The organism is Saccharopolyspora hirsuta (genome assembly GCF_008630535.1).
In the GTDB taxonomy this organism is placed as follows: domain Bacteria; phylum Actinomycetota; class Actinomycetes; order Mycobacteriales; family Pseudonocardiaceae; genus Saccharopolyspora; species Saccharopolyspora hirsuta.
Genome location: NZ_VWPH01000005.1, coordinates 336267 through 350947 on the forward strand (window position 1 = coordinate 336267; position 14681 = coordinate 350947).

Genomic DNA, 14681 nt, shown 5'->3' on the forward strand with positions numbered 1-14681 from the left:
ACTTTTCGTCTACACCTGTACCAACTTTCCGCTGTCGCCGGGGCGAGCGACCCGACGTGAAATGGTTCACACCATTTTCGTGCATTTCCCCCGAAAGGCGGCTCGCTCATGACCGAGGAAGAACGGCGGATCCGTCGAGCCACGTTCCTCAAAGCCGGCCTGGCCACCGCGGTCACCCTCCCCGCGGTCGCCAGCGAGGTGGTGCGCGCACCCCGCGCCGCCGCCGGACCGCTGACCCCCACCCCGATGTGCGACGACGGGGACGACCCGACGCCCCCGCAGATGGAGGGCCCGTACTTCAAGCCGAACTCCCCGGAGCGCAGCGACCTGCGCGGCGACATGCCCGGCACGGCGCTGACCATCACCGGGGTCGTCTACAGCCGCTCGTGCACCCCGCTGGACCGGGTGCTGCTGGACTTCTGGCAGGCCGACAACGCGGGCAACTACGACAACGTCGGCTACCGCGGCCGCGGCCACCAGTTCACCTCCACCGACGGCCGCTTCCAGCTGGACACGATCGTGCCCGGCCTGTACCCGGGCCGCACCCGGCACGTCCACGTCAAGGTCCAGGCCCCGAACCAGCCGATCCTGACCACCCAGCTGTACTTCCCGGGCGAGCCCGGCAACGACTGGGACGCGATCTTCGACCCGGCGCTGCTGATGGACGTCCAGGGCTCCAACGCCACCTTCGACTTCGTCCTCGACCTGACCTGACGCGAGCGGCGCCCCCGACCGGCGGTCGGGGGCGCCGCTCGCGTCAGGTCAGCAGCCGGGGGCGCAGGGCTGCCCGTTGGTGGTGGAGCCCGCCGCCGGGAGGTCCGAGAGCTTGCGGACCTCGGCGCCGTCGGTGTGCTCGGCGACGAGTTCGACGATCAGCTTCGCGAACCGCGGGTCCGGCCCGGCCGTCCCCGCCCGGGCGAAGCCCATGCCCAGCTCCGCGGCCTTGTCCTTGGCCTCGTTGTCCAGGTCCCAGATGACCTCGAGGTGGTCGGAGACGAAGCCGACCGGGCTGACCACCACCGCCTGCACCCCCTTGGCGTGCAGGTCGTCCAGGTGGTCGCAGATGTCCGGCTCCAGCCACGGCACCTGCGGCGGCCCGGAGCGGGACTGCCACACCACGTCGTAGCCGTCCACGCCGACCGCCTCGGCGACCAGCCGGGCGGCCTCGGCGACCTGGCGGGAGTACCACCGCGGCTGGCCGTCCGGGCCCTCCTGCTCGTCGGCCCGCAGCGGGATGGAGTGCGCGGTGAACACCAGCCGCGCCTGCTCCCGCTGCGCCGGGTCCAGCTCCTCGAACGCCCGGCGCACCGCGTCCGCGTTGGCCTCGACGAACAGCGGGTGGTCGAAGAACTGGCGCAGCTTCACCAGCTCCGGCGCCCGCTCGCCGACCGCTTCCCGCGCCCGGGCGATGTCCTCGTGGTACTGCTTGCACCCCGAGTAGCCGCCCCACGCCGACGTCGCGAACACCAGCGCGCGCCGCACCCCGTCGTCGGCCATCTTCGCGACGGTGTCCTCCACCATCGGGTGCCAGTTGCGGTTGCCGAAGTAGACCGGCAGCTCGCGGCCCTGCGCGGCCAGCTCGGCCTCCAGCGCGGCGATGATCTCCTTGTTGAGCCGGTTGATCGGCGACACCCCGCCGAAGTGGTGGTAGTGCTCGGCGACCTCGTCGAGGCGTTCCGGCGGAACTCCCCTGCCTCTGGTCACGTTCTCCAGGAACGGCCGGACCTCATCCGGTCCCTCCGGTCCTCCGAACGACAGGAACAGCAACGCGTCAAAGCTCACCGGACCATGATGGCTGCGCCGCCCCGGTCGCGCGCAGCCGGGGGCACCGGCTGCGCGCTCGGCCACACTCAGACGCCGAGGGCGTGCACGCCGCCGTCGACCATGATCATCGAACCGGTGGTCTTGGGCAGCCAGTCCGACAGCACCGCGCAGATCGACTTGGCCACCGGCTCCGGGTCGTTGACGTCCCAGCCCAGCGGCGCGCGGTCGCCCCACCCGGCCTCCAGATCGGCGAAGCCGGGGATCGACTTGGCCGCCATGGTCCGCACCGGACCGGCCGAGACCAGGTTGACCCGGACGCCCTTCGGGCCCAGCTCGCGGGCCAGGTAGCGGGAGGTCGACTCCAGCGCCGCCTTGGCCACGCCCATCCAGTCGTAGGACGGCCAGGCCACGCGCGCGTCGAAGTCCATCCCGACGATCGAGCCGCCCTCGCCCATCAGCGGGAGGGTCGCGGTGGCCAGCGACTTCAGCGAGTAGGCCGACACCTCCAGCGCGGTGGAGACGTCCTCCCACGGCGCGGCCAGGAAGTCGCCGCCCAGGCACGACGCCGGGGCGAAACCGATCGAGTGCAGCACGCCGTCGAGCCCGTCGACGTGCTCGCGGACCCGGTCGGCCAGGCTGTCCAGGTGCTCGCTGCTGGTCACGTCCAGCTCGAGCACGGGCGCGGGCTTGGGCAGCCGGGTCGCGATGCGCTCGACCAGGCTCATCCGGCCGAACCCGGTGAGCACCACCTCAGCACCCTGCTCCTGGGCGACCTTGGCCGCGTGGAACGCGATCGACGAGTCGGTGATCACGCCGGTGATCAGAATCCGCTTGCCTTCGAGCAAACCGCTCACGAAATCCTCCGCTGTGCTTCTCCCCAGGTACCGGACTGCCTGGTCCTGGTCTTTTGTCTTTGAAGCGGCGCCAGCCGCCTAGCCCACCCTCGCAACCGGCACCGCGGCGTCTGAGGTTCCGCCACCTGCACCGCCACGCAAAACGAGCCTGGAATCAGGTTCTGTCAGTGGCCCATTCCGAGGCCGCCGTCGACCGGGATCACCGCGCCGGTGATGTAGGCGGCCGCGTCGGAGGCCAGCCACTGCACGGTGCCCGCGACCTCCTCCGGGGCGGCGAACCTGGCCAGCGGGATCTGGCCGAAGATCTCCTTCTTGCGCTCCTCGGACAGCGCGTCGGTCATGTCCGTGGTGACGAAACCGGGGGCGACCACGTTCGCGGTGATGCTGCGCGAGCCCAGCTCGCGGGCGATCGAGCGGGCCAGGCCGACCAGGCCCGCCTTGCTCGCCGCGTAGTTGGCCTGCCCGGCGCCGCCGGAGAGCCCGACCACCGACGAGATGAAGATCATCCGGCCCTTGCGGTTGCGCAGCATGCTGCTGGCCGCGCGCTTGGCCACCCGGTAGGAACCGGCCAGGTTGGCGTCGATGACCCGGCCGAACTGCTCCTCGCTCATCCGCAGCAGCAGGGTGTCGTCGGTGATGCCGGCGTTGGCCACCAGCACCTCGACCCGGCCGTGCGCGGCCTCGACCTCGTCGAAGGCCGCCGCGACCTGCTCCGGGTCGGTGACGTCGCACTGCACCCCGAACAGCCCCTCCGGTGCGCCCGATCCGCGGTGCGTGACCGCGACCTTGTCCCCGGCGGCCTGGAACGCCTTCGCGATGGCCAATCCGATGCCGCGGTTCCCGCCGGTCACCAGTACGGACCGTGCCACTGTGGATCTCCCCTCGAAACGATGCCGCAAGATTCGGTTCAGCCGCGACATTATCCGTTCGGTGGAGACGACCGCTCGTCGCCTCCATACAGAAAACGGGGCACCGTGTCGTGGTGCGCCTACACCTCCGACGGCGGGCAGACTGCGCTATGCGGCCGATCACCCACCGACCCGGGAGGCGTTCCGATGGACAATCCACCCGCTGACCTCGTCGCCGAGCTGCGCGCCGCGCTGTCCGGCCCCGCGCGCTTCGACCCCGGCACCCGCGCGCTCTACGCCACCGACGCCTCCAACTACCGCCAGGTGCCGACCGGCGTGGTCTTCCCGCGCGACGAGGACGACGTGGCCGCCACCGTCGACATCGCACGGCACCACGGTGTGCCGATCACCACGCGCGGGGCGGGCACCAGCATCGCGGGCAACGCGATCGGGACCGGGCTGGTCCTGGACTTCGCCCGCCACCTGAACCGGATCGTCGACATCGACGCCGACCGCAGGCTGGCCCGCGTGCAGCCCGGGGTGGTGCTGGACTCGCTGCGCTCCGCGGTGGCCGGGCACGGGTTGACCTTCGGCCCCGACCCCTCCACGCACAGCCGGTGCACGCTCGGCGGGATGATCGGCAACAACTCCTGCGGGACGCACTCGGTGGCCTGGGGGAAGACCGTCGACAACGTGCACTCGCTGGACGTGCTGCTCTCCGACGGCACCCGGCTGGAGGTCGGCGCGACCTCGCCCGAGCAGCTGGACGCCCTCTGCGCGCGCGGCGACCGCGTCGGGCGGCTGCACCAGGACCTGCGGGCGCTGCGCGACGACGTCGCGGACCTGGTCCGCCGCTCCTTCCCCGACCTGGCGCGCCGGGTATCGGGCTACAACCTCGACCAGCTGCTGCCGGAGAACGGCTTCCACCTGGCCCGGGCGCTGGTCGGCACCGAGGGCAGCTGCGCGGTGGTGCTGGGCGCGACCGTCGAGCTGGTGCCCTCGCCCCCGGCGCGGGCCCTGACCGTGCTCGGGTTTCCCGACACCTACGCCGCGGCCGACGAGGTGCCCCGGCTGCGCGGGCTGGGGGCGCTGGCCATCGAGGGGCTCAGCTCCGAACTGGTCGACGTGGTGCGGCTGCGCAACCCCGCCTCCCCGGCGTTGCCGCTGCTGCCCGGCGGGCGCAGCTGGCTGCTGGTGGAGAGCGGCGGCGCGGACCGCGGGGAGGCCGAAGCCGCGGCCGACGCCATCGTCCGCGCGATGGGCGAGCGCGCGGAGAGCGTCGTGCACACCGATCCGGCGCGGATCGCGGCGCTGTGGAAGATCCGCGAGGAGGGCTCCGGGTACTCGACCCGGATGGCCGGGTCGGAGCGCTGGTCGGGCTGGGAGGACGCCGCCGTCCCGCCCGAGCAGCTGGGCTCCTACCTGCGGGAGTTCGACGCGCTGCTGGCCCGGTTCGGCCGCCGCGGCGTGACCTACGGCCACTACGGCGACGGGTGCATCCACGTCCGCATCGACTTCGACCTGCTCTCCGGCCCCGGCACCGCGGAGTACCGCTCGTTCCTGGAGGCCGCGGCGGACCTGGTGGTGGCGCACGGAGGCTCGGTCTCCGGCGAGCACGGCGACGGCCAGGCCCGCTCCGCGCTGCTGTCCCGGATGTACCCGCCGGAGGTGATCCGGGCGTTCGAGCGGTTCAAGGCGGCCTTCGACCCGCACGGGCTGCTCAACCCCGGGCAGATCGTCCACCCGCGACCGGTCGACGCCGACGTGCGCCCGCTGGTCGCCCCCGCGCGGATCCCGACGCGCACGACGCTGGCGCTGCACGCCGACTCCGGCGACCTGGCCGCCGCGACCCGCCGCTGCGTCGGCATGGGCAAGTGCCTGAACACCACGGGTGGGGTGATGTGCCCGAGCTACCGGGCGACCCGCGAGGAGATGCACTCCACCCGAGGCCGGGCCCACCTGCTGTTCGAGATGCTTGCCGGGCGCGTCGTCCAGCGCGGCTGGCGGTCCCCGGAGGTCCGCGAGGCGCTGGACCTGTGCCTGTCCTGCAAGGGCTGCAAGTCCGACTGCCCGGTCGACGTCGACATGGCCACCTACAAGGCGGAGTTCCTGCACCAGCACTACCGGCACCGGCTGCGCCCGGCCGCGCACTACTCGATGGGCTTCCTCCCGCTGTGGCTGAAGCTCGGCCAGCACGCCCCGCAGCTGGTCAACCGGGTGCTGTCCGGACCGCTGGCACCGGCGCTCAAGCGGCTCGGCGGGATCGACGCGCGGCGCGCGGTGCCGCAGCTGGCCCCGCGAACACTACAGGCGTGGTGGTCCGAGCGAGGTCCGCGCAACGGCACCACCGCACGGGTGGTGCTCTTCCCCGACACCTTCACCAACCACTTCGACCCGCACATCGGGCGCGACGCGGTCGCCGCGCTCGAAGCCCTCGGCCACGCCGTGGAAATCCCCCGCCGACCGGTCTGCTGTGGACTGACCTGGCACTCCACCGGCCAGCTCGGCACCGCCCGCCGCGCGGTCCGCCGCACCGCCCGCGCGCTGCGCCCGCTGCTGGACCGGGGCCTGCCGGTGATCGGCCTGGAACCCAGCTGCACCGCGTTCCTGCGCAACGACGCGCTGGAGCTCGCCCCGGACGACCTCGACGTGGCCGCCCTGGCCGCGGCGACCCGCACCTTCGCGGAGTGGGTGGAACCGACCCGCGAGCGGTGGCAGCAACCCGCCCAGGACCGCCAAGCGTTGGTGCAGGTCCACTGCCACCAGCACGCCGACCTCGGGTTCACCGCCGATCAGGCCACATTGGACGCCACCGGGACGCGAGCGCAGGTGCTCGACGCCGGGTGCTGCGGGCTGGCGGGCAACTTCGGCTTCGAGCGCGGCCACCACGACGTCTCGATCGCCTGCGCCGAGCAGGGCCTGCTCCCGGCCGTGCGCGCCGCCGACCCCGGGACCGACGTCGTCGCCGACGGCTTCAGCTGCCGCACCCAGCTGCGCCAGACCGCCGGGATCGAGCCCGTCCACCTGGCCACCCTCGTCGCCCGTACCCTCGACCGGACCCGGCGGTGACCGAACCGACAACCGCCGGGGGAATGCCGGACCGGGCGCACCGCGTTGTCCCGGTACCCAACCGCAGGAGGGAACGCAGATGGCGACGGTCGAGCTCACCAAGGACAACTTCGAGGAGGTCGTCACCGACGACAGCTTCGTGATCATCGACTTCTGGGCGTCCTGGTGCGGTCCGTGCCGCCAGTTCGCCCCGGTCTTCGAACGCACCTCCGACAAGCACGAGGACATCGTCTTCGCCAAGGTCGACACCGAGGCCCAGCCGGAGCTGGCCGGTGCGTTCGACGTCCAGTCCATCCCGACGCTGGCCGTCATCCGCGACAAGGTGCTGGTCTTCCAGCAGGCGGGCGCGCTGCCGGAGAACGTCCTCGAGGACCTCGTCGGCCAGGCCCGCGACCTGGACATGGACGAGGTCCGCCAGAACGTCAGCAGCTGACCTGTTCCGGGTTCTCAGAAGCCCGGTTCGACGGCTTCACCCACGGCGGCGTGCAGCACGCCCGGCAACGCGCTGATCTCCTCGACCAGCGTCGAAACCGGTGCCTTTCCCCGCAGCCGCAGAGCAACCACCGCGGTGCGCTGCTGCTCGTCGTCGGTGTCCTCGCGCTCCACCTCGAGGTCCATCACCGTCCAGCCGCGACTGGTGCACAGGGTCATGACGCTGCGCAGCACCCCGTAGCCGTCGAGGTAGCCGATGCGCATCACCTGCGGCTCCCGCAGCGACCTGCGCAGCGTGCGCAACAACCACGGATAGCCCAGCACCACCAGGAAGTGCACCGCCGTGGTCGCCGCCGCCAGCACCACCAGACCGCTGCCGCAGGCCATCCCGACCGCGGCCACCACCCACACGGTGGCCGCCGTGGTCAGCCCGCGCACCGCGTCGCGGCGCACGAAGATCAGCCCACCGCCGATGAAGCCGATGCCGGAGACGATCTGCGCGGCCACCCGCGACGGGTCGAACGACACCCGGTCGAACACCAGCAGATCGCCGAAGCCGTACTTCGACACCAGCATGAACAGCGCCGCACCGACCCCCACCAGGGCGTGCGTGCGCATCCCGGCGCTCTTGGCGCGAACCTCCCGCTCCAACCCGATCAGGCTGGAGAACAGCAGCGCCGTCCCCAGCTCGACCAGCAGCGGAACCTCACCGAGCCCGGTCACCACCGCATCCGACGACACCCCTGGAACGTAGCACCGCCGGGATCAGGTCACGATCGCCGAGGTCGCCGCGCCAGGTAGACCACCGCGGGCGGCAGGTTGCGCCACACCGTCCGGCTGATCACCGTCTCCTCGAACTCCGCGCGCAGGTCCGCCAGCTGGCGGCGCGCCGGAGGCGCCCACCGCGTCCAGGTGTAGGCGAACTGCGTGAACGCCCCGCCCGGTGCCAGCGACTCCGCGACCAGCCGGACCAGCGGCACCCCGTCGACCGCCGCGTGCGCCACCCAGGGCAGTCCGCTCACCACGACATCGGCCCGCAGCCCGCGCTCCCGCAGCAGCGCCGGGAGCTGCCGGGCGTCGGCGCACACCGACTCCACGCCGGGGAACCGCTCCCCCAGCTGCGCCGCCCACCGCGAGTTGAGCTCCAGCGCCAGGTGGTGCCCGCGCCCGCCGAGGCGGCGCTGGATCACCTCGGTGAACGCGCCGGTCCCCGGCCCGAGCTCGACCACCACCGGGTCACCGCGGTGCGGGATCGGCGCCACCATCTGCTCGGCGAGCGCGCGCGAGCTCGGCCCGACCGCAGCGGTCGTGGTCGGCGACTTGACGAACTCCCACAGAAAACCCGCTGCCGTGCTCACCTGCGCCACTCCTGATCGCCTCCCGAACCCCGCGTGCCCGGTCGAGCATCGCGGGGCCGGTCGGCGTCCGGGGTGCGGCTAGGTGACCACCGGCGCAACTCGACGCCAACAGTTCCTCACGGCAGCCGCCGCCCGGTGAACATCGAGACCCCGGAAGCGACGATCGCGGTGAGCGTGCCCAGCACCAGCCACGGCTTGCTGGCGTCGGTGTGCTTGGTCTCGTAGCCGATCTGCTCGCCCAGCGTGGCGTAGACCTCGCGGAGCTGCTCGGCGCTGGCCGCCTTGTGGAACTCGCCGCCGGAGAGCTTGGCGATCTCCTGCATGGCCTCGTCGTCGACCTCGACCAGCTCCTGCTGGCCCTGGATCTCGATGCTGCCGTGCCTGGTGCCGAAGGAGATGGTGGAGATCGGGATACCGGCCTGCCGCGCCTCCTTCGCCTTGGTGTAGGCGCCGCGCGGGGCGTCCATGTCGCGCGGGATCGTCTGACCGCCGTCGGCCATCAGCACGATCCGCGCGGGCGGCGCCCCGGCCGGGCCGCCGACCATCTTGCCGAAGGAGTCGATCGCCTGCATCGAGGCGTTGATCCCGTCGCCGGTGGCGGTGGCCTCGGCCAGCTTCAGGCTGTCGATGGCCTGCTTGACGCCCGCCCGGTCGGTCGTGGGCATCACCAGCACGGTCGCGGTGCCCGCGAACGACACCAGCCCGAGGTTGATGCCCGGGGTGAGGTTGTCCGCGAACTCCTTGGCGGCGACCTTCGCCGCCTCCAGCCGACTCGGCTCGACGTCGGTGGCCTTCATCGACAGCGACACGTCGATGGTCAGCATCACCGTGGCCCGGTTGCGCGGGATGCGCTGCTCCGCGGTGGGGCCCATCAGCGCCACGGTGAGCATGATCAGCGCCACGCCCAGCAGCGCCGGCGGAACGTGCTTCCACCAGCCCTGCCGCCGGGCGGCGACCCTGTCCAGCACCTCCAGGTTGCTGAACCGCATCGTGTCCCGGCGGCGGCGCCGCATCGCCCACAGGTAGCCGACGACCAGCGCCGCGACCACGAACAGCAGCAGGAACCACCACGGCGTGGCGAATCCCGACAGACTCAACATCAAGCAGCTCCTCCGGACCAACCGCGCTTGCGGGCCACCACGAACCGCACGACGTCGGCGATCCAGTCCGAATCCGTCCGCAACACCAGGTGCGCGCAGCCCGCGCGGCGCAGCACCCCCGCGACCTCCTCGCGGTGCGCCGCGGCGGCCGCGGCGAACTCCTTGCGCAGCACCGGGGTGGTGTGCACCTCCCGCTGCTTGCCGGTCTCCGGGTCCGACAGCAGCACCGTGCCCACGTCGGGCAGCTCCAGGTCGCGCGGGTCCAGCACCTCCACGGCCAGCAGCGAGTGCCGGGCACCCAAGCCGCGCAGCGCGCGCTGCCAGTCCGTCGGGCCCAGGAAGTCCGAGATCACCACGGCGAGCCCGCGGCGCCGCGGCGGGCGGCGCAGCGACTCCAGCAGCCGGGTGAGGTCACCGCGCGTGCCCTCCTCGGCCCGGGGGCTCCCGGCGACCTTGCGCAGCAGCGCCCGCGCGTGCGCCGCGCCGCCGCGCGCCGGGAGCCGCACCGGACCGGTGCCGTTGTCCAGCACCGCGCCGATCCGGTTGCCCCCGCCGCTGGTCAGGAACACCACCGCGGCCAGCGCCGCGACGGCCAGCTCCCGCTTGTCGCAGGCCGCCGAACCGAAGTCCAGGCTCGGCGAGAGGTCCATCGCGACCCAGGTCTCCAGCTCCCGGTCGGCGACCGTCTGCCGGATGTGCGGCTCGGCGGTGCGGGCGGTGACCGCCCAGTCCATCCGCCGGACGTCGTCGCCGGGCTGGTAGACCCGCGCCTCCCCCGGCTCGGTGCCCGGACCGGGCACCAGCCCCAGGTGGTTGCCCTGCAGCAGGCCGTCCAACCGGCCCCGCACGCTCAGCTCCAGCGACTTCAGCGCCGCTTCCATCCGCCCGGTGTCCAGGGCCGGGGGCGCCCAGCTCGGGCGGTCCCCGCCCGCGGGTTGAGCGGTTGCCGACACGCCCTGGCTCCTCACTGGTGCGGGTTGGGCGCGTGCTGCGGCTGGCCGTAGCCGCCGGGGCCGCCGACCGGAGCGGGCGCGGGCGGGCCGGACTGCGGGCGGGCCGAGACCTGCGGCAGCGGCACGGTCTGCAGAACCCGGTTGACGATGTGCTCCACCGGGATGCCGTCGGCCAGCGCGTCGTAGGACAGCACCAACCGGTGCCGCAGCACGTCCGGCACCACGTCCACCACGTCCTGCGGCAGCACGTAGTCGCGGCCGCGCACCAGCGCCAGGGCCCGCGCGGCGGCGATGATGCCCAGGCTCGCGCGCGGCGAGGCGCCGTAGGACACCCAGCCCGCGATGTCGGAGAGCCCGTGCTCGTTGGGCAGCCGGGTGGCCACCACCAGGCGCACCACGTAGTCGACCAGCGCGTGGTGCACGAACACCGAGGCGGCCACCTTCTGCAGCCGGATCAGCTCGTCCGGGTTGAGCACCGGGTTCGGTTCGGGGGGCGCGACGCCCATCCGGTAGATGATCTCCCGCTCCTCCTCGGCGGAGGGGTACTCGACCGGGAGCTTGAACAGGAAGCGGTCGCGCTGCGCCTCCGGCAGCGGGTAGACGCCCTCGTTCTCGATCGGGTTCTGGGTGGCCAGCACCAGGAACGGGGCGGGCATCGGGAAGCTCTGGCCGCCGATGGAGACGTGCCGCTCGGCCATCACCTCCAGCAGCGCCGACTGGACCTTGGCCGGGGCGCGGTTGATCTCGTCGGCCAGCACGAAGTTGGCCAGCACCGGGCCGAGCTCGACGTCGAAGCGCTCGCTGCCCTGCCGGTAGATGCGGGTGCCGAGGATGTCCGCGGGCACCAGGTCCGGGGTGAACTGCAGGCGGGAGAAGCTGCCGCCGACGACGCGCGCGAAGGTCTCGACCGCGAGGGTCTTGGCCACGCCGGGCACGCCCTCCAGCAGGATGTGCCCCTTGGCCAGCAGCCCGGTCAGCACCCGCTCCACGAGCCGGTCCTGGCCGACGATCACCCGCTTGACCTCGAACACGGTGCGCTCCAGCAGCTGCGCATCGCGCGCCGGGGTGCTCACCTGGTCCGCCGGACGCGCCGCCGCGGCTCCGGCGCCCCCGCTCTCACCGTTGCCGGCCTCGGTCAATTCTCCCAGCCTCCTGTCGTCGATCCGGCCGTTCCCGGCCGATCAAGATCCTGGCACGTCCCCGCCGCACGACCGCGCGGGGGCACTGCGCCGACCCCACCCAACCCCACAGCCGGTATGACCCCGGTAAAGCCACCGACCGGGTGGATTAATTTCACTTGGCACTGAACTCATCGATCACATTGACCGAACGAGAGATGTCCCGGCCCGGTCGCAGGGATCGCTCACCCGTTCGCGGCGCGAGCCTCGCGGAGGTCTTCCGGGGTGTCCACATCGGATGCTTCGGACTCGATCGCCGGGACGTGCAGCGGGGCGAGCGGAGCCAGGACCGCGCGGAGCGGGCGGTTGCGGACTTCGGCGGGCATGGCCTCCCGCAGCGCGGCCGAGCGCCACACCCCCACCAGCCATTGCGGACGGTCGTCGGAGTCGGTGAGCACTGCCCCAGCGGCTTCCGGGGTTGCGCGCAGTGCGGCCAGCAGCCGGGTGATCGTGTCCGGGGTCAGGTGCGGGTGGTCTCCGGCGAGCACCGCGACAGCGCGGGTTTCCGCCGGGAGCAGCGCGAGTCCTGCCTTGAGGCCCGCGAGCGGACCGCCGTCCGGCGGGTCCTCCGCCGTCCACCGCACCGGCCGGGCCGTGGTGCGCGGCGGTCCGACCACGACCAGCGGATCGGCGGCCGCGACCGCGTCCAGGGTGCGGTCCAGCAGGGTTCGGCCGCCGACCGGCAGGAGGACCTTGTCCACCCCGCCCAGGCGACGCGCCCGACCGCCAGCCAGCACCACCGCCGCGAACTCCGCCACACCGCGATGCTTCCAGCCGCCCGCAGCGCCGCACCACCCGGGCCGGAAATTCGGTGGCCGGTTCCGCTCCGGGGCGGCTAACGTCGCCGACCACACGTCCGCACGACCGAAGAGGTGCATTCGATGAGGGTCCGGCACGCAGGCGACGACCTGCCCGCACCGAACCACCACCACTCCGGACGTGAAGGAATCAGAAGTGGACATCCCACGCGGCTTCACCATTCGCGAGAGCAGCCACCGCATCCACAACCCGCTCACCGATGACCAGCTGGCGGTCCTGGGCCGGGCGCTGCACCTGACCCCGGGCACCCGGATCCTCGACCTGGCCTGCGGATCGGGCGAGATGCTGTGCACCTGGGCGCGGGAGCACCAGGTCACCGGCACCGGCGTGGACCTCAGCACGGTCTTCCTCGCCAAGGCCCACGAGCGCGCTGCGGAGCTCGGCGTGGCCGACCAGGTCGCCTTCGTGCACGACGACGCCTCCGGGTACGTCACCGACGAACCCGTCGACGTCGCCGCGTGCATCGGCGCCACCTGGATCGGCGGCGGGGTGCCCGGCACCGTCGAGCTGCTCCGGCGCAGCGTCCACCCCGGCGGTCTGCTGCTGGTCGGCCACCCCTACTGGCGCATCCTGCCGCCGGACCAGGAGACGGTGGCGGGTTGCTACGCCACCAGCGTCGACGAGTACCGGACGTTGCCGGAGCTCCTGGAGGAGTTCGGGCAGCTCGGCTGCGACGTCGTGGAGATGGTGCTGGCCGACCAGCAGGGCTGGGACCGGTACATCGCCGCCCAGTGGTTGAACATCCGGCGGTGGCTCGACGCGAACCCGGACGACGAGCTGGCCCCGGAGATGCGCGCCGAGCTCACCACCGCTCCCGCGCGGCACGCCAGGTACCAGCGGGAGCACCTCGGCTGGGGCGTGTTCGCCCTGCTGGACCGCTGACCGTTTCCGGACCTGAGCACAGCCGGAGGGCCGACCAGCGCGGTCGGCCCTCCGCCGGGGTCAGAGCATGCGGACCGCGTACGGGGCGATGCCGCCGTAGCGGACCGAGGTCACGCGGACCCGGGAGCCCGAGTACGGGGCCTCCACCATCTTGCCGTTGCCCAGGTAGAGCGCGACGTGGTGGATCCGGCCGCCGGTCTGCCAGAACAGCATGTCGCCGCGGCGCATCTGCGACAGCGGCACCCGGCGCCCGGACTGGTACTGGTAGCCGCTGTAGTGGTCGAGCGAGATGCCCGCACCGGCGAACGCGTAGATCATCAGGCCCGAGCAGTCGAAGCCGATCTTGGCGTAGTCGCCGTAGGAGTCGGCCACTCCCCCGTCGCGGATGCCCCGGGTCGGCCCGCGCGAGTTGCCGCCGCCCCAGGCGTACTGCACGCCCAGCTGGGACAGCGCCCGGTTGATCACCACCTCGACCGACCGGCCGCTGGCCGGGGCGGCGGGCTTGGCCGGGACGCGGGAGCCCTCCGACTGGGTCGCGGCCTGCGCCGCGGCCGCCGCAGCCGCTGCGGCCTCCTCGCGCTCCTTGGCCGCCAGCCAGTCCTGGTACTGGCCGCGCTGCTCCTCCAGGCCGGACACGTGCGAGCGCGCCTCGGCCAGCTGCGCCTCCACGTCGGACTTGTCGGCCTCCAACCGCCGGGCCTGATCGGCCTGGGTGTTCTGGGCGGCCACCGCCGCCTGCTCGGCCTGCTCGGCCGCGCGGCGCGCTTCGTCGGCGGCCCGCCGCTTGGCCTCGGCCTCCTCGAGCGCGGCCCGCGCCAGCGAGTCCTTGTTGACCTTCTCCACGCGGGCGCGTTCCAGGTCGTCCAGGACGTCGAGCTCGGACCTGCTGATCACGTCCAGGAACAGCGCCCGGTCGAGCACCTCCTGCGGGTTCCGGGAGCCGACGAACGCGGTCGCCGAGCCGATCTGGCTGCCCTGCCGGTAGCTGCCCGCGACGAACCGGTCCAGCCGCTCGCGGTGCTCCTCGATGCGCCGACCGGCGACGTCGGCCTCGACACCGGCCGCCTCCGCGGCCCGTCGGGCGTCGTCGTAGGCGCTCTCCGCCCGGTCCAGGTCGACGCGCGCCTTGTTCGCGTCCTCCATCTTGACCTCGACCTGCGCCTGCAGGTCGATCAGCTTGGCCTCCGCCTCGGCCAGCCGGTTCGCCAGCTCGCCGACCCGCCCGGCCACCTGCTGCGACTTCTCGCGACCGGCCTGGAGCTCGGCATCGCTGGGGTTCGGCGGCGGTGGCGGCACGGCGGCACCCACCCCCGGTGTCGCCAGCCCGATGGCGACGAGCAGCGCGATGGCGGCGGTTCTCCGCATGCTTCGACTTCCCGGCACGACCGTCACCTCCGCTGTTGCGCCCATTCAGCGGTCATACG

The 14681-nt window shown here is 72.7% G+C and carries 14 protein-coding genes; 4 read left to right on the forward strand and 10 right to left on the reverse strand.

Annotated features, from left to right (window positions below; genetic code table 11):
• The first annotated feature begins 108 nt into the window (after positions 1-108).
• Positions 109-714: a dioxygenase family protein gene (locus F1721_RS12460; protein ID WP_150066781.1), complete on the forward strand. Its 606-nt coding sequence runs from the start codon at positions 109-111 to the stop codon at positions 712-714.
• 48 nt (positions 715-762) lie between these two features.
• On the opposite strand, the gene F1721_RS12465 is transcribed toward F1721_RS12460, so the two are convergent.
• The 3 genes from F1721_RS12465 to fabG all read right to left on the reverse strand — a co-directional run bounded on the left by F1721_RS12465 (position 763) and on the right by fabG (position 3487).
• Entirely contained in the window at positions 763-1782 is a 1020-nt protein-coding gene (locus F1721_RS12465; RefSeq protein WP_150066782.1) for a ferrochelatase, read from the reverse strand.
• 68 nt (positions 1783-1850) lie between these two features.
• A complete protein-coding gene (fabI, locus tag F1721_RS12470; protein ID WP_150066783.1) occupies positions 1851-2618 on the reverse strand; it encodes an enoyl-ACP reductase FabI in 768 nt (255 codons plus the stop codon).
• A 164-nt stretch (positions 2619-2782) separates the two neighbouring features.
• Positions 2783-3487 (reverse strand): 3-oxoacyl-ACP reductase FabG, encoded by a 705-nt coding sequence (fabG, locus tag F1721_RS12475; RefSeq protein ID WP_150066784.1) that lies wholly within the window; start codon positions 3485-3487, stop codon positions 2783-2785.
• 186 nt (positions 3488-3673) lie between these two features.
• Between fabG and F1721_RS12480 the strand changes: the two genes are divergently transcribed.
• Together F1721_RS12480 and trxA are read left to right on the forward strand one after the other, a co-directional pair.
• Positions 3674-6535, forward strand: a complete 2862-nt coding sequence (locus tag F1721_RS12480; protein WP_150066785.1) for an FAD-binding and (Fe-S)-binding domain-containing protein — start codon at positions 3674-3676, stop codon at positions 6533-6535.
• Positions 6536-6614: 79 nt separating this feature from the next.
• Positions 6615-6968: a thioredoxin gene (gene trxA, locus F1721_RS12485; RefSeq protein WP_150066786.1), complete on the forward strand. Its 354-nt coding sequence runs from the start codon at positions 6615-6617 to the stop codon at positions 6966-6968.
• Positions 6969-6982: 14 nt separating this feature from the next.
• Here the strand turns inward: trxA and F1721_RS12490 are convergent, their stop codons facing one another.
• The 6 genes from F1721_RS12490 to mobA form a co-directional block, all read right to left on the reverse strand.
• Positions 6983-7708 (reverse strand): MgtC/SapB family protein, encoded by a 726-nt coding sequence (locus F1721_RS12490; protein WP_150066787.1) that lies wholly within the window; start codon positions 7706-7708, stop codon positions 6983-6985.
• Positions 7709-7737: 29 nt separating this feature from the next.
• Positions 7738-8325, reverse strand: a complete 588-nt coding sequence (locus F1721_RS12495; RefSeq protein WP_150066788.1) for a class I SAM-dependent methyltransferase — start codon at positions 8323-8325, stop codon at positions 7738-7740.
• A gap of 116 nt (positions 8326-8441) precedes the next feature.
• Complete coding sequence (locus tag F1721_RS12500; protein WP_211840465.1) at positions 8442-9422, reverse strand: VWA domain-containing protein; 981 nt, start codon at positions 9420-9422, stop codon at positions 8442-8444.
• 2 nt (positions 9423-9424) lie between these two features.
• Positions 9425-10306 carry a DUF58 domain-containing protein gene (locus tag F1721_RS12505; RefSeq protein WP_246154796.1) on the reverse strand — a complete coding sequence of 294 codons (882 nt, stop codon included), beginning with the start codon at positions 10304-10306 and terminating at the stop codon, positions 9425-9427.
• Between the two features lie 83 nt (positions 10307-10389).
• Complete coding sequence (locus F1721_RS12510; protein WP_150066791.1) at positions 10390-11517, reverse strand: AAA family ATPase; 1128 nt, start codon at positions 11515-11517, stop codon at positions 10390-10392.
• A gap of 224 nt (positions 11518-11741) precedes the next feature.
• Positions 11742-12314 (reverse strand): molybdenum cofactor guanylyltransferase, encoded by a 573-nt coding sequence (mobA, locus tag F1721_RS12515; protein WP_246154741.1) that lies wholly within the window; start codon positions 12312-12314, stop codon positions 11742-11744.
• Positions 12315-12510: 196 nt separating this feature from the next.
• Here mobA and F1721_RS12520 point away from each other — a divergent pair, with 196 nt between their 5' ends.
• Positions 12511-13257, forward strand: coding sequence for an SAM-dependent methyltransferase (locus F1721_RS12520; protein WP_150066793.1), 747 nt, complete (start codon positions 12511-12513; stop codon positions 13255-13257).
• 60 nt (positions 13258-13317) lie between these two features.
• On the opposite strand, the gene F1721_RS12525 is transcribed toward F1721_RS12520, so the two are convergent.
• Entirely contained in the window at positions 13318-14622 is a 1305-nt protein-coding gene (locus F1721_RS12525) for an NlpC/P60 family protein (RefSeq protein WP_150066794.1), read from the reverse strand.
• Positions 14623-14681 lie beyond the last annotated feature (59 nt).

Excerpts from the sequence above, each read along its gene's own strand:
- trxA (WP_150066786.1), top strand. The coding sequence starts at position 6,615 with ATGGCGACGGTCGAGCTCACCAAGGACAACTTCGAGGAGGTCGTCACC.
- F1721_RS12460 (WP_150066781.1), top strand. The coding sequence starts at position 109 with ATGACCGAGGAAGAACGGCGGATCCGTCGAGCCACGTTCCTCAAAGCC.
- F1721_RS12480 (WP_150066785.1), top strand. The coding sequence starts at position 3,674 with ATGGACAATCCACCCGCTGACCTCGTCGCCGAGCTGCGCGCCGCGCTG.
- F1721_RS12525 (WP_150066794.1), bottom strand. The coding sequence starts at position 14,622 with ATGCGGAGAACCGCCGCCATCGCGCTGCTCGTCGCCATCGGGCTGGCG.
- F1721_RS12505 (WP_246154796.1), bottom strand. The coding sequence starts at position 10,306 with ATGGAAGCGGCGCTGAAGTCGCTGGAGCTGAGCGTGCGGGGCCGGTTG.